This window comes from Flavobacterium potami (assembly GCF_020026915.1).
In the GTDB taxonomy this organism is placed as follows: Bacteria; Bacteroidota; Bacteroidia; order Flavobacteriales; family Flavobacteriaceae; genus Flavobacterium; species Flavobacterium potami.
Window position 1 is genome coordinate 69192 of sequence record NZ_JAINUY010000009.1, and the last position, 22378, is coordinate 91569.

Below are 22378 nucleotides of genomic sequence, written 5' to 3' on the forward strand. Positions count from 1 at the left end.
CTAAAATTATAAAAAAATAGCTTCTGGAATTGGCTCAAAATTCCAGAAGCCTCACTAATTAAGTCAACCAACCAAAAAGTTAACTAAAACTAACACTTATCTTTAATAACCTGGATTTTGAACCAGTTTTGAATTCTTCTGTAATTCCTGTTGTGGAATTGGATAGATTTTCAAATGATCGTCGTTTGTTTTTTGGTGAGCAAACCAAGATTTTGTAAAAAACGCTTTAAAACGAATCATATCCTGACGACGGCGTCCTTCTTGGTTGAACTCCCAAGCCAGTTCATCTAAAAATCTTCCGTATTGAATATCTGCTCCACCTTCAACTGTAGCGGTCATTTTATTATCGGTCACACCATAATTGTAAACACTTCCTTGTAATAATTGCGCTCCAGTAACCGCTGCTTTTGATGGATTACTGCTAAAACTTCTTGCTCTAATTTGAGAAACAATTGTTGCAGCACCTCCCGAATTTCCGGTACGTAACAAAGATTCTGCTTTCATCATTAAAACATCTGTATATCTAAAGAAAGGCACATCGTTATTCATGTTTTGCTGGATTCCCAATTCAATAGAATATTTATTGATTTGATAACCGTCTAATTGCTGGCATAAATCGATTGTTGGCATTGTATTTCTCAAAATGAAAGGTTTTCCGGCATCAGTACCATACCCAGCTGTTAACGGTTTTCCGTCATAACCTGATTGTAATCCGTATCTGAAACCGTATTTTAAACGATCATCATCCTGATCAAATGAATCGATGAATTGAGGCAAAACGCCCATTCCTCCCCATCCTCCAACATTGGAGTTGTAGGTTGCGCGCTGAGAATCCCAAGAGCCTAACATCCAGAATTGCAATCCTCCAGCTTTAACTTCATCATACGGAATTGCCCAAATGGTTTCTGGTGAATTTTCATTCTTCGGACTAAAAGCGTCTCTAACCGATGCCGCCAAAGCAAATTTTCCAGAAGCAATAATAATATCCGATTCCTGAATACATTCGGTATACATTGGCGTTCCGATGTAAACCTCTGCATTCAAATACATTTTTGCCAATAATGCATGTGCTCCCCATTGCGTAAAACGTCCGTAAGTTGCTGTAGAAACGGTTTGACTTAATGATGGCATTGATTCTTTTACTTCATTTACAATAAAATCAAAAACCTGTTTACGTGTTTTTTGCTCTGGTAAAAATCCTGGTTCTACAATAAAACTGGTCTGAACAGGAACGTTTCCAAATAAATCACACAGAACATAATAGTAACTCGCGCGAACCATTCTTATTTCTGCAATAAGCTGTTCTTTTCCTTGACTTACCGGAATTTGTCCGCTTTCTATTTGATAAATAATTTTATTTGCCTGAGCGATTCCTCCATACGCCTGATTCCAAACGGTTTGAAGCTGAGGCTGTAATGAAGTCCAAATATGCTGGTGCACTTGTTTGTAGATTCCTCCATCAACCCATCCGTTTGGACGACCTGGATAAATGATTTCGTCTGCCGCTGTTTCCTGCATTTCCCACCAACCTGGTCTGTTGGCATATAAAGTTCTCCATTGCGTGTATGCTGGCCCAATCAAAGAAGCCAAATCGCCTTCGGATGGATTAAACTGATCGTTTGCAATTGTACTGTACACACTATCGTCTAATTCTGTACAGGAATTAAACATAAAAAGAGAACATGCCAGTATTGAAAGTATTTTTTTATTTTTCATGATCTTTTAATTAAAATGTAGCACTAATACCTAAAGTGTAAGTACGTGTAGTTGGGTATTTATCTCTATAATCGTTTCCTGGAGTTACTCCCTCAGGTGATAATTCTGGATCTAAACCTTTGTATTTTGTAAATAAGAAAGTGTTTAAAGTTGATCCGTAAATTCTGAAAGAGTCAAAGAATTTGAATGTATTTCCTTTGAAAGTATATCCTAAAACAATGTTGTCGATTTTCCAGTAATTTCCGTTTTCGATATAATAAGAATTGTATTTTTCAGATTCTGTTAAAACAGCTTTTCCAAAAACAGGATCTAATGCTGATTTTAAACGGTTACGCTCTACATTTCCGTTTTGCTCATAAAACATACGGTCAAAGTTTAAAATTTGATAATCGAAAGCACCACGCATGGTTACTGTAAAATCTAAGTTTTTGTATTTTACGCTGTTATTGAATGCTAAATTGTATTTTGGAATACCGTTTCCTAATACCTGACGATCGTCATTTGTGATTTTTCCGTCTTTGTTTAAATCATCATAAACCCATTTTCCTTGATCTGTTATATCTACAACTTTAAATCCGTAGAAATTTCCAACTGGCTGACCAATTTGTAAACGGTGTGTACTTTGTTGAATTGGTTCTCCAGTCGAACCAAAATCTGCATAATCATTTGCCGATTTATAACGAGGGTCATCACTAAAAGAAACAAATTTATTCTCGTTATAAGATCCGTTGATTTGTGCATTCCAAGTTACATTCGCATTCTGGATTACGTTGTACCCCAAAGAAACCTCGATACCTTTGTTATCCATAACTCCTGCATTGGCAAAAGTAGTTCCAACCAAATTTGGTGGTTGAGGCACTGGGAAGTTGAACAATAAACCGTCTGTTCTTCTTTTATAAACATCTACTGTACCAGTAAGTCTGCTGTTGAATAAACCAAAGTCAAGACCTAAGTTGGTTTCTTTTTTCTCTTCCCAAGTCAATCCAGGATTTGGATTTTGGAATGGAGAAAGTGTCTGTACAAAGTTACCGTTATAATAAAACGAATTATTCACACCCGAAAGTCCTAGTTGAGAAAGTCCTAGATAATATCCTCCAGGCGCAGCTCCTGTAATTCCGTAACCTGCTCTAATTTTTAAACTATTCAGCCAAGTAACATTTTTAAGAAATTCTTCTCTGTCTAATCTCCATCCTCCAGAAACAGCCCAGAAAGTTCCCCATGGATTATCTGAACCGATAAATTTAGAAGAGCCTTCTCGGCGAATGGTTCCACTTAATAAATATTTGCCATTGTAATCGTAATTTAAACGTGCAAATCCTCCAATTAAGTTGTATGAATTTTTATAGCTTGTTGCAAATGGCGCTCCATTTAAGTACGTTAATTTTCCAGTTGGACCAAAATTAGTTGCAGCTCCCATATTATTATAAGTAAAATAATCTGTAGCAAAATTGTAGGCATACTGCGAGCTGTTTTCATACTCTGTTTCAAAATAACTATACCCCAATAAACCTGTAATATGATGACCAGAACCAAACGTTTTTTCGTATTGAGTGGTAAAATCAAGTGTACGATCAACAAATTCTTCAGAACCTTTGTTTGCATAGCCGTTTAAGCCTCCCAAAAGATTTGACGAATGAAATTTATTCTCATAATATCCTCTTGTAGTATTGCTCGAAACCTGACCCATACTCAAATTGAAAGTCAAACCATCAATTGGTTTAAAGATAAAACCTAGGTTTGAACGTGTTCTGTGTGTTTTGCGCTCTCCTTCACTGTTTTTTAAGTCGGCAACCGGATTCACGAAAATGGCAAAACTCTGATAGTAATCACCAGCATAATTTGCTCCTTCTGGTTTTAAAACTGGTGCAGTTGGATTTGCAATAAGTGCATTTCTGTAAATTACGCCGTTAAAACTGTTGCCAACACTATTTACATTCAATACATTATCCTGATTATTCATTCCAAAGGTTACTTGCAATTTATCATCGAACATTTTATGGTTAATGTTGATGTTTGTATATAAACTATTATTATCAGATCCCATCATTATACCTTCAAAAGCACGGTAATTAACAGATCCATAATAATTTGTTTTGCTGTTTCCGCCTCTTATAGAAAGATCATACGTTGTACTGATATTTCCCTGCGTTATTTCGTCGATCCAGTTTGTACTTGCGCCTTTATCAGAAGCTGCAGGAATAATTCCTCTTTTAATAGCATCTCGATATTCAGCTGCAGTCAAGAAATTTGGAGATTTTACAATAGTTTGAGTCGAAGTAGTCTGCTGGAAACTAATTTCAGGTTTCATATCTTTTTTACTTCCTTTTTTAGTCGTAATCAATAATACTCCGTTGTTTGCTCTTGTACCGTAGATTGCCGCTGCAGAACCATCTTTCAGGATATCAATTGTTTCGATATCTTCTGGAGCAAAATCTTTCAGTCCGCCCGGGATTCCGTCAATCAAAATAAGCGGTGGCGTTGGATTGCTAATACTTGAAGTTCCTCTCAAGAAAATAGAACTCCCTGAATCTGGATTTCCACTACTGCTTGTAACGGTTAAACCAGCAACTTTACCCTGCAAAAGTTGTCCAACATCTTTTACCGGAGCCTGTACAAAATCTTCTCTTGTTACGTGGGCAACGGCACTTGTTAAATCTCCTTTTTTCTGAGTTCCGTAACCTACTACTACAATCTCATTAAGTTTTGCTGCCTCTTCAGTTAATTTTACGGTTATGTTTTTTTGGCTGTTGATTGCAATTTCTTTGCTTTGGTAACCAATAAAACTGATTACTAAAACTCCGTTTGATGGTGCTTTGATCGAAAAATTTCCATCAAAATCTGTTGTGGTTACCGTTTTTGTTCCCTTCACTAAAACATTTGCTCCTGGTAATGAGAGACTGTTCGAATCAGTGATTTTTCCTGAGATTGAAATTTCATTTTGACTGTAACCCGTGGCTGTACAGAATAAAATGATCATAAAAAGTGATAAAGCTTTAAAATGGCTCAACCACTGTAATCTAATACTGTTTTTCATTGATTTTTCATTTTGGTTAGATAATAATAATTAATAGTTAGTAAAAATTGCAACATATATAACTTTAAACACAAAAAATTATGATATGTGAATTAATGATTCAAATAGACTAAATTAACCACCAAAGTATTGGACCTTTTGTTTCAATTCTTGATCAAAACTATTCAATTGATAGTTCCACCCTTAAAATCCCGTAAATTGGGATAAATAGTCTCTTTTATGAGACGAATTGAACATATTTGAATATCAATTTTAAGATTCTAAATACTATATTTAAAACAAATTAAATCACGTGAAAAATAAAGTATCAGTCCTATTGTTTTTATTGGTGAGTTGTCTTACAAACGCTCAGAATTACTATTTCAGACATTATCAGGTAGAAAATGGTTTGTCTAATAATTCTGTTCTTACCTCTCTGCAGGACAAAAAAGGTTTTATGTGGTTTGGAACAAAAGATGGTTTGAACCGTTTTGACGGATATGCATTCAAATCGTTTCAAAATGATCCAAATGATCCCAAAACTCTAGGAAGTAACTTTATACAATGTCTGCATCAACTCAATAACACGATTTGGGTTGGAACCGACAACGGATTATTCAAATACGATCAAAATGATGAAAGCTTTGAACTCGTAGAAACTACCATCAACAAATCGATTCAGGCAATCGAAGATGATAAGCAGAACAATCTGTGGTACATTGCAAACGGAATTTTAAATAAATATTCGCTTCAGACCAAAGAAAATTTCACTTACGAACCTCAGAAAAATTTTAACGCGATTACCTTAACCAAAGATGCACAAGGTTCTATTTGGTTTGCTACCTATAATAATCTCTTTAAATACGATAAAAAGAATAATTCTTTTGTGAAATTTGAAATTTCAGCGCCTTTTGCAAATGGTTTGCCTTTCATTATAAATATCATAAAATCATATAATTCGAATGAAATTTTGATCGGAACTCAAAACCACGGTGCTTTGGTTTTCAATTTGAAAGATGGTACAACAAAACGTCTTTTTGTTTACAATGAAAAATCGCTTTACATTAGAAATTTTATAAAAAATGGAAATGACGAATTGTGGATGTCATCTGAAAATGGCGTTCATATTTATAACTTAAAAACCAAATCGTATTCAGTTCTTCGTAAAAGCTATAACAATCCCTACTCGCTTTCTGACAATGCTGTACACTCTTTAACAATTGATAACGAAGGCGGTATCTGGATTGGAACGTATTTCGGTGGTGTCAATTATTTCCCCAAACAATATACTTCGTTTAAAAAGTATTTTCATGTGGTGGGAGAAAATTCAATCAGTGGAAATGTAATTCGAGAAATACACAAAGACGATTACAATAATCTTTGGATTGGAACAGAAGACGGCGGTTTAAACAAACTGAGTCCGAATACCGAAAACTTTCAAAATTTTAAAGCTGATGGAAGTTCGCAGAGCATTTCGTACAATAATATCCATGCTATTCTTCCCATAAGAGACAAACTTTGGATTGGTACTTTTGAGCATGGTCTGGACGTCATGGATATTAAAACTTCAAAAGTTATAAAACATTATTCTACAGCACAAAACGGCGGATTAAAAAGTAATTTCATTTATAAATTATATCAAACGAGATCAAAAGATTTATTGGCTTTATCTGCTTTGGGAATTCAGAAATTTGATGCCCAAAAAGATCTTTTTGTAGAATTTTCGCCTTATCCAGAAGGCTATTTTTTCACTTCTTTTCTAGAAGACAAATCAGGAAATTTATGGGCTGGAACGTATCGCGACGGACTTTTTTGTTACAACCCAAAAACGAAGCAAAAAGTCTTTTACAAAAATGACAGAAAAAACAATAACAGCTTAAGCAGCAATGCCATAAACTATATTTTCCAGGACAGCAAAAACAATATATGGATTGCAACAGAAAACGGATTGAATTTATTCGACGTAAAAACAAATGCTTTTAAAAGATATACGAAAAAGGACTTTCTGCCAAGTAACCTCATTTTTACCATTTTAGAAGATTCAAAAAACAACCTATGGATTTCGACTTCTAAAGGTTTAGTCGAATTTGATGTAAAAACAAACAAAATGACGGTTTACACCAAAGCAAACGGATTACTAAACGATCAATTTAATTACAGTTCAGGTTATAAAAGCACTAACGGGACAATGTATTTTGGAAGCGTTTATGGTTTAATCAGCTTTAATCCAGACACTTTTCAAAAAGACAAATCAAAAACTCCTATTTTAATTACCGGACTCAAAATCAACAATGTAGAAGTAGATGTAAACAAAAATGATTCGCCTTTATCACAATCCATTACGTTAACGGACCAATTAGAATTAAAGAACGATCAATCATCTTTTAGTATTGAATTCGGCTCTCTAAACTACAATTCTTCCGATATGACGCAATATTGGTATAAAATGGAAGGAATTAGTGATGAATGGATTCCGCTTGGTAAAAAGCATCAGGTGTTTTTTACAGAGCTTCCTTCTGGAAAATATACTTTTAAGGTAAAATCATATAACAGCAATAAATTATTTAATGATGAAATCGCCACTTTAGAAATCAGGATTTTACCACCATTTTATGCGAGTACTTTGGCATACATTCTTTATTTTGCTTTAGGATTTGCTTTGGTTTATTATGCCTTACGCTATTACCATCAATACATTCAACAGAAAAACGATCAGAAGATCAAATACTTAAACAACCAGAAAGAGAAAGAGATTTACAATGCTAAAATTGAATTTTTCACCAACATTGCACACGAAATCAGAACACCTTTAACTTTGATCAAAAGTCCATTGGATAAGGTTTTAAAGAAAGCCAAACAAATACCAGAAATTTATGGAGATTTAAGTATTATGGAGAAAAATACTTCTCGTTTGCTGCATTTGGTTTCTCAATTATTAGATTTTAGAAAAACAGAAACCGAAGAAGTAAAATTAACCTTTGTAAAAGTGAATATTAATGAACTGATACAAAATACTTATGTTCGTTTCAGTCAGGTCATTAAAGATAAAAATATTGATATTGCATTGAATTTAAGCCCTGAAACTGTCTATGCTTATGTTGATGAAGAAGCGCTTAAAAAAATAGCCGGAAATGTGCTGAACAATGCAATAAAATACTGTAGAAAAACGATTATTGTCAACTTAGAAAAAGACGATGCCTATTTTAGAATTACCATCAAAAGTGATGGAATCCGAATTCCTGAAAACTTGAAAAATAAGATTTTTGAACCGTTCTTTAGAGCTCCGGAAACTATCAATATTACCGGAACCGGAATTGGATTATCTCTATCTCATTCGCTTGCAGAACTGCATTCAGGAACTTTAAAACTCGATACAGCTGAAAAACAATACAATAGTTTTGTTCTGGCCCTTCCAATTCATCAGGAAAAGCATTTTGATTTTTATCAAAACGATGAAAAACAAAAACGTAAAATTAACGAGGATGAACTAATCGAAGAAATTACAAATACTAAAACTACCGTTTTGGTTGTAGAAGATAATGTTGATTTATTAGAATTTATTGCCAACGATCTCGAAGAAACCTATCATGTTCTTAGAGCCAAAAATGCGCATGAAGCTTACAACTTTATAGAAAACCATACCATTCAACTTATTGTAAGCGATGTGATGATGCCAGAAATTAGCGGTTTTGAACTTTGTAGAAAAATAAAAACCGATTTACAGTCAAGTCATATTCCGGTAGTTTTGCTTACCGCTAAAGATAATTTAAACTCCAAAATCGAAGGACTTGAAGTGGGTGCCGACGCATATATCAGCAAACCATTTTCTATGGAATATTTGAAAGCTCAGGTAGAAAATCTGATTGAAAACCGTAAAAATTTAATGGATTTTTATTCTAGTTCTCCGCTTTCACATTTAAAGAGTGTCGCACACAGTCAGATTGACGAAACTTTCATTAGAAAACTAGACGAAATCATCAATGAAAATTTATCCAATACCGAACTAAGTGTCGAAATTTTGGCAGAGAAAATGGCTATGAGCCGCTCTACTTTTTATAGAAAAATAAAAGAAATTACGAACCTAAACCCGAACGAACTTATCAATATTGCACGACTTAAAAAAGCGGCAGAACTATTAAGTTTAGGGCATCATAAAGTATATGAGATTGCGGAAATTGTAGGTTATAATTCGCAGACCACTTTTGGACGTAATTTTCAGAAACAATTTAAAATGACACCGACAGAATATGCTCAAATGAATGATCCTGGAGCAAAATAAATCGCTATTAATGAGCAAGATATATTTTACAGAATAAACTTTTTACTATATTAGCTGTTGATACGTTGCTTAATTTATAACAAACTTTCTAATAGAAAATTTATGAATTTTAAACCTGGTGATTTATTTTTCGGCTTAATGGAATTCTTAGCTTATATTGTTCCCGGCTTCATATTTTGTGTAACCTTACCACTGTTTTTTAATTGTAGGATTGATGATTTTTGTGATTTAAAAAATAATCAAACAAGCACATTTGGATGGGTGTCATTGACTTTAGTTTCTTATATCGTTGGACATTTCATTCATCATTTAAGTGCAATTATTTTAAATCCACTATACACAGTCACCTATTTAAAATGGAGAAGAAAAAAGCATGAATATTTCATTACAGAGATGGAGAAACAGATTAATGAAAAAATTTCAATTTCCTCAGGTGGTCCTTTAGAAAAAGCTGAAGCTTACATTAAAGTTAATAATCCAACACTGATACCCGAATTAGAAAAATATCAGGCCAATTCTAAATTATTTAGATCGCTTTCTTTGCTGTGTATTTATTTATGTTTTATTCCTAATATAAATTGGTGGGCCAGAATGCTATTAATTCCAATCTCTTATTTGTCTTACCATAAGTTTGCAAATCAAAGATGGAACCATCGCGCTTTGATTTATCAATATTTCAATCTGATTAATTGAAAGAAAAAAAATACGGTGTTTTTGTATTTAACTATTTGTAAATCAATTTTCAAAGCCTTTCAAAAAACAAGTATAACTACCTGTTTATCTACAACTTAAATAGATTAAATTTGTTGCCAAATATTGTAAATCTCACTTTATTTGCACCAAGTTTAAGTACCCTCCTTTTGCTTTTTTTCAGCCGAAAAACCTACTTTTTGCATGCAAACCAATGGTCTAAATATATGTCGCTGAAAAAATAAAAATCCTTTTAAAATATAATCTTTTATTTACATTTAAGAATAAATAAAACTATTATTTTGTTAGTCTTTCAATCTGTTTTCAGCGAGATCAGGAATAATTATGCTCCGCCAAATACCTACAGCTTTATTGTCAGAATGATAACCAATAATAAATTATTAATTTAATCTTTAAAGACATGTCAGTAAAATTATTTACAATCGGTGACAGCATTTCCCAAGGATTTATGTCAGGAGCAGCAGCTAAAACAGACCAATGTTATTCGACTCTGTTAGCTGAAATTTTAGGCGCAAAAAATTATTGTTACCCAGAATGGTCGAAAGGCGGACTACCTTTGGATCTCGAGACCGTTTTTCGTCGTCTAGAACGTCGTCTGGACACGAATATTTCTGGACCATTTGAATGGATTAAAGCCCTTTCTATAATCAATACATACATTGATGAAGTGGAAGATTATTACGAAAGAGGCGACGGTTGTCTCTCTAAAAGTTTAGGAAAAAATGCTTATCATAATGTATCTGTAAGAGGTTTTGATCTGTCAAATTCATGGCAGCTTACACCAAAAATATGCAAAGAATATATCGACAAATCTACTGATAATGGAGATAACTTTTTTGGTATTGTCAATGAAGCGCTGCATCGAACTGCCTATAAGGTTTTAGGTTCTGGCAATACTACTGCCCAAATGAACTATTCTCAATTGGACTGGCTGCAACATCATCACCAGAAAGAAGGGGTTGAAAATGTTATTTTATGGCTTGGCGCTAATAACGCTTTAGGAACCGTAACCAATCTAACAATCAAACAAACATCTGCCGACGGAAAAGCTTTTGCAAAAGGTCCCGACAAAGTAAGTTATAAGGAAAGAAAAGATAATGATTGGAATCTGTGGCATCCGGAAGATTTTAGGGTAGAATACCAGTTTATGATGGATAAAGTGATCAAAATTATGGAAGACAATCCTAATCAAACCGATTATAAAGTCTTTGTTGCAACTATTCCCTTGGTTACCATTTGTCCGCTTATTAAAGCTGTCGAAGCTTCAGGCAGAACGATGATCGAAGTAACCGAATGGATTGTAGACGAAAATAATCCAGCTCCAGTTGGAAAAGAAAATATTGCAAAAGAAAAAAAGGAGTTTGTGTCTTACGGCAAATATTACCCTTATTTTCTCTTTGAAGATACATTCGATATTACGCTAAAGCATCTTAACCAAAGAGACATTTTACATATCGATAACTGTATCAGGATGTACAATAAAATTATACAGGAAATCGTAGCCGAGGCCAATAAAAAGATAGGAAAAAAACGTTTTTATTTGGTTGATATTGCGACTGCACTTAATAATATGGCACTGAAAAGAAACAACAACAATCCGCCTTATCAATATCCTTCTTATTTTGAATTTTGTCACCCGAGAGTTGATTCTCGTTATTATGGCGTTACAAGAAAAAAAGAAATTAAGGCGGGTGGACTTTTTAGTCTTGACGGCGTTCATCCTACAGCAATTGGACACGGACTTATAGCATACGAATTCTTGAAAGTGATGAAAAAAGCAGGTGCTTACAATGGAAATCCCGATCAAGGATCTGAATGGTGGCATAAAATTTTTACAAGCGATACTTTGTACAGCAAGCCAATTGGTTTGTTAGGCGAAATTTATGATAATGCGAACTTTAAGGAATGGATTTACAAAAGAATCGAAGATTCCTGGGAGCATAAAAAATATTAAAAATCAGCTTTTTAAAATCAAAAAAGAGTTAAAGACAGTAATATGAACTGTTTTTAACTCTTTTCTTTTCTCTAAAAAGGAATAGCTATTCGGCTGCAATAAGCTCCAATTTAGCAAGAATAAGGGCAAGTTTATATTCTAATAAAATCTTTCCATCACGCCATTCATTTTTGATTGATTCTTTCTTCGCTCGAAGTATCAATTCACCTGTAGAAACATATTTGGAAGTTTCTCTTTTACCTTCAATGGTGATTCTTTTCAAGGCTTCTCTTAAATCTATTTCAATTTCGATTCCGTTATTAAAAAGTACTGTATCATTTCCTTTGTTATTTTTTTGAAATCGATGACCGCGATATTCTATAAGTTTTATAAATGCATCCATAAATAGTAACGCTCTATTTAAACTTTCGTCAGATATATTCAGATTTAAAATTTCCAAATTTTCGTGATTATTTTCTTTTAAAAAATTAGAATATTTTTCGGTATCTGAAACAATTTTGGCCGGATTTTCAAGTTTATTCTTCACCATCAAAAAGTCGTTTGACTCGTGCTCGATTTTTTGAACCAAATCAAGTAAAGGGGTTTGTTTTGATGGTTTACGAAGCTGCATTTCATATCTTTTCTTTACCACATCAATCTCGTTGCTTCCTATATAATCGGAAGAAAGTTTAGGGGCTTTGGTCCTTTTATATTCCAATTTATTCCAATGGCGGTTGTTGGGTACAGCAATCTGCATTTTGTCGCAGGCATTCTTTATTCCCATAGTAGAAATGTCATAATGTTTTGCAATTTGAACAAGCGGAAATTTCCAAACCAATGAATAAAGTTCTGACCGTGTGAAAGTAACTTTGTCCATACATTTTATAATAATGAAATTGAAATAAAAATGAAAATTCACCATTACTGCAATTGCTTACAGAAATGGTGAATTATATTATTGAATGACTACTCTACCCCGCCACCTAAAGCACGGTAAAGATTGATTGCTGCATTTAGTTTTTCTAACTTAATTGTGACAACATCTAGATCATTTTGAAGAGAACTATTTTGTGCTGTTATAACTTCCAGATAATTTGCCATTCCACTCTTATAAAGCAATGAAGCATCAGAAGTTGCTTTGTCTAAAGACGCTGCTTTTTCTTCGGCCAAAACAATTCTTTCATCAGCATATTTTAATCTTGACATGGCGTCGTTTACCTCGCCAACAGCTGTAAGAAAAGATTGTTTAAACTGAACAACTGCTTTTTCTTGTTCTAAAACCGCTACTTCATAAGCTGTACGCAATGCTTTCTTTCTAAAAATAGGCTGCGCTAAATTGGCTGCAATGGTTTTAGTTATAGATCCTGGAAAATTAAACCATTTTTCAAACTCAAAAGAGTTGACCCCGATTGACGGATTCAAACTTAAAGTTGGATACATAGTTGCTTTTGCCAATCCTGTTTTAGCATTTGCAGACATCACGGCATATTCGCTTGCTTTTACGTCTGGTCTTCGGCTTAAAAGTGACATTGGAATTCCTGTTGGAAATTCAACAACCACTTCTGCAGCGTCGATGTTTCCTGCTCTTTCGATTTTATCTGGATATTCTCCGCATAGAATCTGTAAGGCATTTTCTTGAACGGCAATATTCGCTTTCGCTAAAGGCACTAATAATTCTGCCGTTTTCTTCTGCGCTTCAGTCTGATTTACGGCCAAAGAACTAACAGATCCCGAATTGTATTGCAATTGCATCATACTCAAAGTACTGGTACTTAATTCGATGTTTTTTTCTGCAATTTTCAGTTGTTCGTCTAAACCTAAAAGATTGTAGTAAGCTTGCGCTACTTGAACAATAATTCTGGTTTTTAAAGCTGAAAGATTCTCTTTTTGAGCAAAATAAGCTGCTTTCGCATCTCTTTTCTGCATGGCCGCTTTTCCCCAAATATCAACTTCCCAAGACATACGAAGATTTGCACTGTAATCATCCATATAATCTTTACCAATAAACTGTTGACTTAGCGATCCGTTTAAGGAATTTTTAGAAGGATACGCACGGCTTGCACCTGCATCAAAATCAAGTGTTGGAAGTAAGGACAACTTGGCTTGCTTATAAGAAAGGTCAAGTTGTTCCATACTTTTCATTGCAATAAGCACCTCGTTGTTTTTAACGAGGGCTTTTTCAATTAAATTAACCAACAAAGGATCTTTGTAATAACTTTTCCACGGCAATAAAACCGTGTCTCCTGTAACTGCCATTTCCTCACGGAACTTTTCAGGAGCATTTAACTCTGTACGGGAATAATTTTTTCCTACCACACACGATGTCATGATCGCTCCGGTAAACAAAAGCATTCCAATTTTATATAGTGTTTTCATTCTTATTCTTTTATTGTTTGAACTTGGGTTGGAATCTTTTTACTGGATACTTTTTCTTGTAAATATTGAAAAACAATGAAAAGTAACGGAATCACGAAAATCCCCAAAACAACTCCACTAAACATTCCTACCGCGGCACTGACACTGATGGATCGATTTCCTACAGCGGTTCCTCCTGAAGCAAACATTAACGGAATCATACCCACAATAAAGGCTAGAGAAGTCATGATAATTGGTCGTAATCTTGATCTTGCACCTTCAATCGCCGCTTCCACAATAGATAAACCGGCAACTCGTCTTTGTAAGGCAAACTCAACAATCAAAATGGCATTTTTAGCTAATAGTCCGACAAGCATGATTAATCCTACCTGAACGTAAATATTGTTATCTAAACCAACCGCTTTAACTCCTGCAAAGGCTCCTAAAATTCCTGTCGGAATAGAAAGTAATACTGCAAGTGGTAATAGATAACTTTCATATTGTGCGGCTAATAAGAAGAATACAAACAATAGACATAAACCAAAAATGGCAATAGTCTGACTTCCTCCAGCTTTTTCTTCCAGACTTAAACCTGTCCATTCGTAGCTATAATCAGATGGAAGTTTATCTAAAACTGTTTCGAGATTAGCCATAATTTGTCCGTTACTGTATCCAGGTAATGCCATCGCAGTAATATTTACCGAATTATAAAGATTGTAACGATTTACAGATTCTGGTCCGTACACTTTATGGAATTTCACAATCGATTTTACAGGAACCATTTGCATATCTGCATTTCTTACAAAAATCTCATTGAAAGCATCCTGATCCATTCTAAAAATACCATCGGCTTTTACGTTTACTCTGTAGAATTTACCAAATCTGGTAAAGTCAGAAGACTGATCTCCGGCAAAATAAGTCTGAATATTTCCTAACAGATCTTTTACATTCACTCCCATTTGACGAGCTTTATCTTCGTCTACTTCCAATTCTAATTGCGGATAATCTGCTCTAAAAGTAGTATAGGCATATTGAACACCGGGTTGCTGCATAAGCTGACCGATTACTTTATCAGACATTGCTTTTAGCGCTTCTGGGCTTCTTGCCATTCTATCTTGTAAAACGATTTCGGCACCACTAGTCACACCAAAACCTTCAACCGGTGGCATTCTGAATACCATGATAGAACCTTCTTTGATTGTCGATAATTTACCTGTAACGCTATTCAGAATTTCATCAATATCTTTAACGGCACCTCTTTCTTTTTTAGGTTTTAATTTGATAAATCCTAATCCGTAAGCAGTACTGGCACTGTTACTCAAAATATTGAAACCAGTAATACTTGTATTGACATCGATAGCTTCTTCTGTTTCTAATATTTTCTCCATTCTCTGAACTACTGCAGTTGTACGATCCAAAGCAGTTCCTGGAGGCATTGTTAAACTGTACACCATGAATCCGTCATCTTCTAACGGAACAAAACTTTTTGGCGTAGACATCATCATATAAACCGCAAGGGCTGTAATTCCGGTAACTACGCCGGCAGCAATCCATTTTCTTCCGATAAGAAAACGAACACCTTTAATGTATCTTCCTGTCAAATTGTTGAAACTGGTATTAAATCCAACAAAAAAACGATCTTTAAAACTGGTTTTATGCGCGTGATCGCCATGTTTAGAACCATGATTTTTCAATAAAAGTGCGCACAATGCTGGAGTAAGTGTCAAGGCATTTACTGCCGAAATTATAATTGCAATTGCTAAAGTATAGGCAAATTGTTTATAGAAAATTCCAGAAGAACCTGTCATAAATCCGATCGGGATAAATACCGCCGACATTACCAATGTAATCGAAATTACAGCTCCAGTAATTTCTGCCATCGCGCCATGTGTGGCTTCTTTGGCTGAAATTCCTTCGTCTTCTTCCATTTTGCTGTGAACAGCTTCGACCACAACAATGGCATCATCGACCACAATTCCGATGGCTAAAACTAAGGCAAAAAGTGTCAGAATGTTGATGGTAAATCCAAAAACCAAAAGGAAGAAAAACGTTCCTACAATCGCTACCGGAACCGCAATGGCCGGAATAATCGTCGAGCGAATATCTTGAAGGAAGATAAAAACCACAATAAATACTAGAATAAAAGCTTCAAACAAAGTAGATTTTACTTGTCCGGTTGCCTCGTCTAATCTTTCCTTTGTACTCATTACGTTAACGTATTTAATACCAGGAGGAAAAGATTTCGATAGTCGCTCTACTTCTTTATTGATTCCGATTTCAATATCATTGGCATTCGAACCAGAAGTTTGTAAAATTGCCATTGTCACAGCGTTTTTACTATTTGATTTGTTATCACCGCTATACGAAATAGAACCAAATTCTACTCGTGCCACGTCTTTCAGCCTTAGAACATTACTTCCATTATTTTTAACTACAATATTTTCATATTGCTCAGGTTTATTCTTTTTTCCTTTGTAACGGATTACATATTCTAAAGCAGCCGAAGATTCTTCTCCTAATTTACCCGGAGCCGATTCTAAACTTTGTTCTGCAATTTCCTGAGTAACATCTGAAGGTACTAAACCAGCATTTGCCATTTTACGAGGATCCAGCCAGATTCTCATCGAGTAATCCTTTTGTCCGAAAATCTGAACTTGCCCCACACCAGGAACACGTTTCATCTGTGGAACTAAGTTGATATTGGCATAATTCTGCAAGAACAACTCATCGTATTTGCTGTTATCATCAGTATATAAGTTGAAAATAACAATCATACTATTTTGCTGTTTAGAAGTCGTAAGTCCCATACGTACAACTTCCTGCGGTAATTTCGGAGTGGCTTGCTGTACTCTGTTTTGCACGTTTACAGCAGCCTGATCCGGATCAATACCTTGCTTAAAAATAACGCTGATCGAAAAAGATCCGTCATTACTGGCAGTAGATTTAATGTACTGCATATTTTCAACACCGTTAATTTGTTCTTCTAATGGTGTTACCACCGAACGAATAACGGTTTCACTATTTCCTCCAGGGTAAGAACCACTTACCATTACGGTTGGAGGTGAAATATCTGGGAATCTTGTTACAGATAATCTCGTAAGACCTATAATACCCAATATCACCAATACAATGGAGATGACCGTAGCCAATACTGGCCTGTCTATTATTTTCTTTAACATGGAAAATGTTATTTTATATTGAATAAAAAATTATTTGCTGCTACTATTTTTTTACAGCGATTTTTGGAACAACTTCCATACTATCATAAAGTACATCGATAGAATTCAAGGCTACTTTGTCACCCGCTTTTAAACCAGATTTTACAAAATAATCAGCTCCAGCACTTCCTGCTATTTCGATAGGAACCATGGCTACTTTATTGCCTTCTTTAAGAATGAAAACAAAAAATTTATCTTGAATATCCTTAACACTAGCCATCGGAACAGTAATTACAGACGATAAACTTTTGTTCAGTACAATTCGTGCAGAACCTCCCGAACGCAATTCTTTTTTCGGATTTGGAAAAATAGCTTTTAAAGCAATTGTTCCAGTTGCGCGATCTATATTTCCGCTGGCAACTTCCAATTTTCCTTTTTGATCATATTCACTATCATCGGCCATAATTAAACTTACGGACTGATTTGATTTTGAATCTTTTGAAAAAGCTAAATAATCTGCTTCTGTAAGTGAGAAATACACAAATACATTGTTGATTTCTGAAAGTGTAGTTAACGGAACAGTATCGGTTGGTGTTACTAAGTTTCCAATACGATTCGGAATTCGGCTGATATAACCGCTTACAGGAGCTTTAATCAATGAGAAATCTGAATTAATTTGTGAAGATCCCAAAGCTGCTTTTGCCTGAGCTACCTGCGCAGTTGCCGCTTCGTAATTGGCTTGTGCTGTTTTTAACTGCATGTCGGAGAAAACTTTTCCTTCTACCAAAGGTTTGATTTTCTCTACTTCCAATTTAGCATTCGCCTGATTTGCCAAAGCGCTTTTGTAAGCTGCACGGCTATTGTTTACCTGCTCTGCATAAACATCTCCTTTAATTTTAAAAAGAGATTGTCCTTTGGTTACATAATCTCCTTCTTTTACATAAATCGCCTCTAAATATCCTGATACTTGGGCTTTTATGTCAACGTTTACAGAACCTTCCACAGTTCCCGGATATTTTTTTTCTACCTCACCACTTGCTGAACTGGTTTGTAAAAAATCTACTTCTGGTTTTGGAGGCGCCATCTGCGCATCTGCACTTTTTCCGCATGAAGAAAGGGAAATAATTATAAATAAAACTGCAATCCTGCCAATTGCTTTGTTGTTTTGAAAAAACTGTTTTGTCATTTTATTTTTCATTTTTAAATGAATTACCTCAAATTTGGCGGCAAAATAACAGCTTAAAACAGCTTTTTTATTGGAGAAAGTTACCCAAACGGAATATTTGGGTACCGAAACGGAGACTTATTGTTATGCCACAAAGACACTAAGACGTGAAGTTTTTTTGCCACGAATTGCACTAATTTTCGCTAATTAAATTCTTGTGTGGAAATACTGGTAGTACAATTTCTCGAAGTTTTGCCTTGCGAAGTTTTTTATACCGCAAAGGTCCTAAGGCGCAAAGTTTTTTGCCACGAATTCACGAATTTTCGCTAATTAAATTATTGTGTAAAAATACTGATAGTATAATTTCTCGAATTTTTAAAACGTGAATTTTTTTTGCCACAGATTAAAAGATTAGAAAGTATTTTTTTTCGCAGTTTTGTCATCCTGAGGAACGAAGGATGACAAAAATAAAATAAGAAAAAATTAGTGTAAATTTGTGAAATTAGAGGCAAAAAAAACTTTGCGTCTCAGTGCCTTTTCGGCAAAAAGAAAACCTTAGAATCTCAGCATCTTAGCCACTTAGCAACTTAAATTCATCGATCCATCCATTGTTTGAAATACGGTGCTTTTTCACGACTGATGATTACTTCGCGTTCTGGATCTAGTTTTAGTTGAACTTTAAGTTTTGCGTTGAAGTAATTCGAGATCGACTTAATGCTTTCTGCACGAATGAAAAATTGGCGGTTTGCCCTAAAAAAAATGTTCGGATCTAATTCCTGCTCTAGCTCTTCCATTGTTTGCGGAATCGAAATAATTACACCCGATTTCAGGAACAAATTACTCGTTTTGAATTCTGAATAAACAAAATCGACATCAGCAACATCGACACTTTTATAACCATCTCTATACGTCACTAAAAAACGAAGTCTGTAAATCGGTTTTTGTATTAAGTCTTTTAAAATTCCAGTAATATCCGGAATTGTGGTATTTGATTTTGACAAAGATTTAAATTTTGTCAAGGCATATTCTAATTCGTTTTTTTCGATAGGTTTCATCAAATAATCGATGCTGTTAACCTTAAAGGCACGAATTGCATATTCGTCATAAGCAGTGGTGAAAATAACGGAACAAGTAATCGTTATTTTATCAAAAATAGAAAAACTCAATCCGTCTGCTAAACGAATATCCATTGTAATTAAATCCGGAGATGGATTAGAACTCAGCCACTCTACGGTATCCACAACCGTATCAATTATTCCCAGAATTTGGCAATTCGGTTCAAGTTCTTCCAATAATCTTTTGAGACGACTAGCATTTATGCTTTCATCTTCTACAATTAAAATTTTCATAACTTTTTAAATTAATGGCAGTCTGACAAAATAAAACCCGTTTGATTCATAAAAATCAGGCATTCGATCGCATAATATTTTATAGCGGAATTCTATGTTTTTATTTCCAATTCCTGTAGAAACGAGGCTTTTTCCAGCTGTTGGCTGCAAATTATTTCGAACGATAATATCTCCAAGATCAGAATAAATGGTAATAGTCAACGGTTGAGATAAAGTCGCCATATTATGTTTTACAGCATTTTCTACTAATAATTGTAAAGTCAAAGGAGGCAAATGAAGCGGCATGGCTGACTCATCTATAAAAATTTTCAAATCAATTTTTTCTCCAAGTCTTTTCTTAAGAAGATAAAAATAGGCATTCAAAAATTCAATTTCTTCTTTTACAGTGATAGTATCTTTATTTGAATTTGAAATCATATAACGATACACTCTGGTAATGTTTTCAAGAAATGAAGCGGCTTGCTGCTGATCTTCATAAATTAATTCTGTCAGTGTACTGAAATTATTAAATATAAAATGCGGGTCTAATTGCAGTTTTAAAGATTCTAATTTAGATTGCGTTACGGCTTCCTGAAGTTCTGAAGCTTTAATTTTTAATTCAGCCGTTTCAATAGCATTTAAACGCCATCTGTTTAATAAAAAAATTCCGGTATGAATAGCACTGATAAAAAGAGAGATAATGGCTGCCATAATTTTGGACTGCCAAATTGTAACCAGATCATTCTCTTCCAAAGCCGTACAAGGATATAAGTAATCCCAAAGACAAGAGAAAAAGTAATTCAGGAGAATATTTCCGGCAATTAGACAGATAAATTGTGCTATCGCCCTAAATACCGGATTTTGTTCCCAACTTATGTAATAATTTAATTTCCTGCCTACAAAAAGGGTCAGCTCAGTAAGTATCGCACAATAGAGCAGGATAATAAAAATATCGAAGGTCTGATCCAGATCGAGCAAACCTTCATCTTTAAAATTTCTATACGGATTCAGGAAATAATAAGAAGACAAATACACTAAAAAAACGGCAGGAATTACAATCACTCTGTAATATTTATAGAAAAAGTTCTTCCCAGTTTTTTTATTTTGGTTTTGTAATTTCATTCTTATTTTTAACTGATAATCTTCTTTTTAGAAAATTAATGCTCTACTAAAACATTCTCTGTTTCAGTATTGGTTTTACTTTTCTTAGTTTCTTTTTTTTCACGCATTACACCCCATTTCAGGCACGTTGCACCCCAAGAGAATCCGGCTCCAAAAGTCGTAATCAATACGTTTTGGCCTTCTTTAAAATCATCTTTAAAGTCCCATAAACATAACGGAACTGTTGCAGATGTTGTATTACCGTAGCGATCAATATTTACTTTAACTTTCTCAAAATCAATATTTAAACTTTCGCTTACAGCGGTAATAATTCTCAAATTAGCCTGATGAGGCACTACCCAGTCAATTTTGTCTGCTTCTAAATCATTTTTAGCCAATGCATCTTGAGAAACCTGACTCATGGCAGCAACCGCTCTTTTAAACACAAAAGCACCATCTTGTTTTAAATAATGTGTTCTGTGTAAAAGACTCTGCATAGAAGTAGGATTTCTTGAACCTCCAGCAGGTACAGCCAAAGAAGAAACTCCGCTTCCGTCCGTTTTCAGGATGGTTTTCATTAATCCGTTATCAGATGTTGTTTTTTCTAACAAAACGGCACCTGCCCCATCTCCAAAAAGAATACAAGTATTACGATCTTCATAATCTACGATAGAACTCATTTTATCGGCTCCAACGATGATTAATTTATTATAGCGTCCGCTTTCAATCATGTTTGCTCCCATTTCAAGGGCATATAAAAAACCACTGCAGGCTGCATTCATGTCAATTCCAAAAGCATTTGTTAGTCCGCTTTTATCGCAGACAATACTTGCAGTTGGTGCTAAAATGTGATCAGGTGTTGCTGTTGCTACAAGCAAAGCTTCAATTTCGTTTCGATCTACATTATAATTTTCAAGTAGATTTTCAATCGCAGCAGCCGCTAGATCAGATGTTGCTGTATCGTCGTCTGCGATTCTACGTTCTCTAATTCCAGTTCTTTTGATGATCCATTCCTCCGATGTATCAACTGTTTCTGAAATCTTTTTATTGGTCAGGATTGATGATGGTACGAAACCACCTATAGCTGTAATTACTGCGCCCATTTGTTTTTTTGTTTTTTTAAGCTTTGTACTCTTAGTTACTCAATGCCTAATATTTCTTATTTTCCTATTTGACAGTTCTTCAGAATATCATCAACAAAAATTATTCCTAAAAAACTGACGACGGAAACAATAGCAATATTTCTAAAAGTCAATTAAATCCGAGGACAATACTCACTTGAGAACTAGTATAAAACCTGATCAAACTAAAATCATTATAAAAAATCCAATTAAAATGAATTAAAAAATCTACACGAAGTATTTTCTCGGTGTTACCTGATATAGAATCTTTAATTTATTTTATTTTTAAAATCATACAATGCTGTTTCAGTTTGTAGATAATTCCCAATTATAGCCGTTGCCATACTGATAAAAAACCTCTCTGCATTATGTTTCTAGAGTGCTACAAAATTAATTTAAAAAAATCTGATACAAGCAGATAATTAAAAATAATTAACAAAAATGCTCAGATTGTTAAAATATAATTGTGATATCAGACAACGAACACTAAAAAATTAT

General features: G+C 34.4%; 12 protein-coding genes. 3 read left to right on the top strand and 9 right to left on the bottom strand.

What is annotated here, in order from left to right; all coding sequences use genetic code 11:
* Positions 1-102: 102 nt before the first annotated feature.
* The gene (locus K6T82_RS22060) at positions 103-1716 is read right to left on the bottom strand and encodes a RagB/SusD family nutrient uptake outer membrane protein (RefSeq protein ID WP_223710771.1); all 1614 of its coding nucleotides are present in this window, start codon (positions 1714-1716) and stop codon (positions 103-105) included.
* A 10-nt stretch (positions 1717-1726) separates the two neighbouring features.
* Positions 1727-4750, bottom strand: a complete 3024-nt coding sequence (locus tag K6T82_RS22065) for a SusC/RagA family TonB-linked outer membrane protein (RefSeq protein ID WP_223710773.1) — start codon at positions 4748-4750, stop codon at positions 1727-1729.
* A gap of 292 nt (positions 4751-5042) precedes the next feature.
* Between K6T82_RS22065 and K6T82_RS22070 the strand changes: the two genes are divergently transcribed.
* The 3 genes from K6T82_RS22070 to K6T82_RS22080 all read left to right on the top strand — a co-directional run bounded on the left by K6T82_RS22070 (position 5043) and on the right by K6T82_RS22080 (position 11673).
* On the top strand, positions 5043-9008 hold the full coding sequence (locus K6T82_RS22070; protein ID WP_223710775.1) for a hybrid sensor histidine kinase/response regulator transcription factor: 3966 nt from the start codon (positions 5043-5045) through the stop codon (positions 9006-9008).
* A 102-nt stretch (positions 9009-9110) separates the two neighbouring features.
* Entirely contained in the window at positions 9111-9701 is a 591-nt protein-coding gene (locus K6T82_RS22075; protein ID WP_223710777.1) for a hypothetical protein, read from the top strand.
* Between the two features lie 418 nt (positions 9702-10119).
* The gene (locus K6T82_RS22080) at positions 10120-11673 is read left to right on the top strand and encodes a hypothetical protein (RefSeq protein WP_223710779.1); all 1554 of its coding nucleotides are present in this window, start codon (positions 10120-10122) and stop codon (positions 11671-11673) included.
* A gap of 85 nt (positions 11674-11758) precedes the next feature.
* Here K6T82_RS22080 and K6T82_RS22085 read toward each other — a convergent pair whose 3' ends face one another.
* From K6T82_RS22085 to K6T82_RS22115, 7 genes are all read right to left on the bottom strand, one after another.
* Positions 11759-12529, bottom strand: coding sequence for a hypothetical protein (locus tag K6T82_RS22085; protein WP_223710781.1), 771 nt, complete (start codon positions 12527-12529; stop codon positions 11759-11761).
* An 89-nt stretch (positions 12530-12618) separates the two neighbouring features.
* Complete coding sequence (locus K6T82_RS22090) at positions 12619-14028, bottom strand: efflux transporter outer membrane subunit (RefSeq protein ID WP_223710783.1); 1410 nt, start codon at positions 14026-14028, stop codon at positions 12619-12621.
* Positions 14029-14030: 2 nt separating this feature from the next.
* On the bottom strand, positions 14031-17186 hold the full coding sequence (locus K6T82_RS22095; protein ID WP_223710785.1) for an efflux RND transporter permease subunit: 3156 nt from the start codon (positions 17184-17186) through the stop codon (positions 14031-14033).
* Positions 17187-17229: 43 nt separating this feature from the next.
* Complete coding sequence (locus tag K6T82_RS22100; protein WP_223710787.1) at positions 17230-18351, bottom strand: efflux RND transporter periplasmic adaptor subunit; 1122 nt, start codon at positions 18349-18351, stop codon at positions 17230-17232.
* A 572-nt stretch (positions 18352-18923) separates the two neighbouring features.
* Entirely contained in the window at positions 18924-19679 is a 756-nt protein-coding gene (locus K6T82_RS22105) for a LytR/AlgR family response regulator transcription factor (protein WP_223710789.1), read from the bottom strand.
* A 6-nt stretch (positions 19680-19685) separates the two neighbouring features.
* On the bottom strand, positions 19686-20780 hold the full coding sequence (locus K6T82_RS22110) for a sensor histidine kinase (RefSeq protein WP_223710791.1): 1095 nt from the start codon (positions 20778-20780) through the stop codon (positions 19686-19688).
* Between the two features lie 35 nt (positions 20781-20815).
* Positions 20816-21862, bottom strand: a complete 1047-nt coding sequence (locus K6T82_RS22115; RefSeq protein WP_223710794.1) for a beta-ketoacyl-ACP synthase III — start codon at positions 21860-21862, stop codon at positions 20816-20818.
* Between the last annotated feature and the right edge of the window lie 516 nt (positions 21863-22378).

Bases quoted from the DNA above. Each gene is read 5' to 3' on its own strand.
- K6T82_RS22060 (WP_223710771.1), bottom strand. From the start codon at position 1,716: ATGAAAAATAAAAAAATACTTTCAATACTGGCATGTTCTCTTTTTATG.
- K6T82_RS22065 (WP_223710773.1), bottom strand. From the start codon at position 4,750: ATGAAAAACAGTATTAGATTACAGTGGTTGAGCCATTTTAAAGCTTTA.
- K6T82_RS22075 (WP_223710777.1), top strand. From the start codon at position 9,111: ATGAATTTTAAACCTGGTGATTTATTTTTCGGCTTAATGGAATTCTTA.
- K6T82_RS22080 (WP_223710779.1), top strand. From the start codon at position 10,120: ATGTCAGTAAAATTATTTACAATCGGTGACAGCATTTCCCAAGGATTT.
- K6T82_RS22085 (WP_223710781.1), bottom strand. From the start codon at position 12,529: ATGGACAAAGTTACTTTCACACGGTCAGAACTTTATTCATTGGTTTGG.
- K6T82_RS22090 (WP_223710783.1), bottom strand. From the start codon at position 14,028: ATGAAAACACTATATAAAATTGGAATGCTTTTGTTTACCGGAGCGATC.
- K6T82_RS22095 (WP_223710785.1), bottom strand. From the start codon at position 17,186: ATGTTAAAGAAAATAATAGACAGGCCAGTATTGGCTACGGTCATCTCC.
- K6T82_RS22100 (WP_223710787.1), bottom strand. From the start codon at position 18,351: ATGACAAAACAGTTTTTTCAAAACAACAAAGCAATTGGCAGGATTGCA.
- K6T82_RS22105 (WP_223710789.1), bottom strand. From the start codon at position 19,679: ATGAAAATTTTAATTGTAGAAGATGAAAGCATAAATGCTAGTCGTCTC.
- K6T82_RS22110 (WP_223710791.1), bottom strand. From the start codon at position 20,780: ATGAAATTACAAAACCAAAATAAAAAAACTGGGAAGAACTTTTTCTAT.
- K6T82_RS22115 (WP_223710794.1), bottom strand. From the start codon at position 21,862: ATGGGCGCAGTAATTACAGCTATAGGTGGTTTCGTACCATCATCAATC.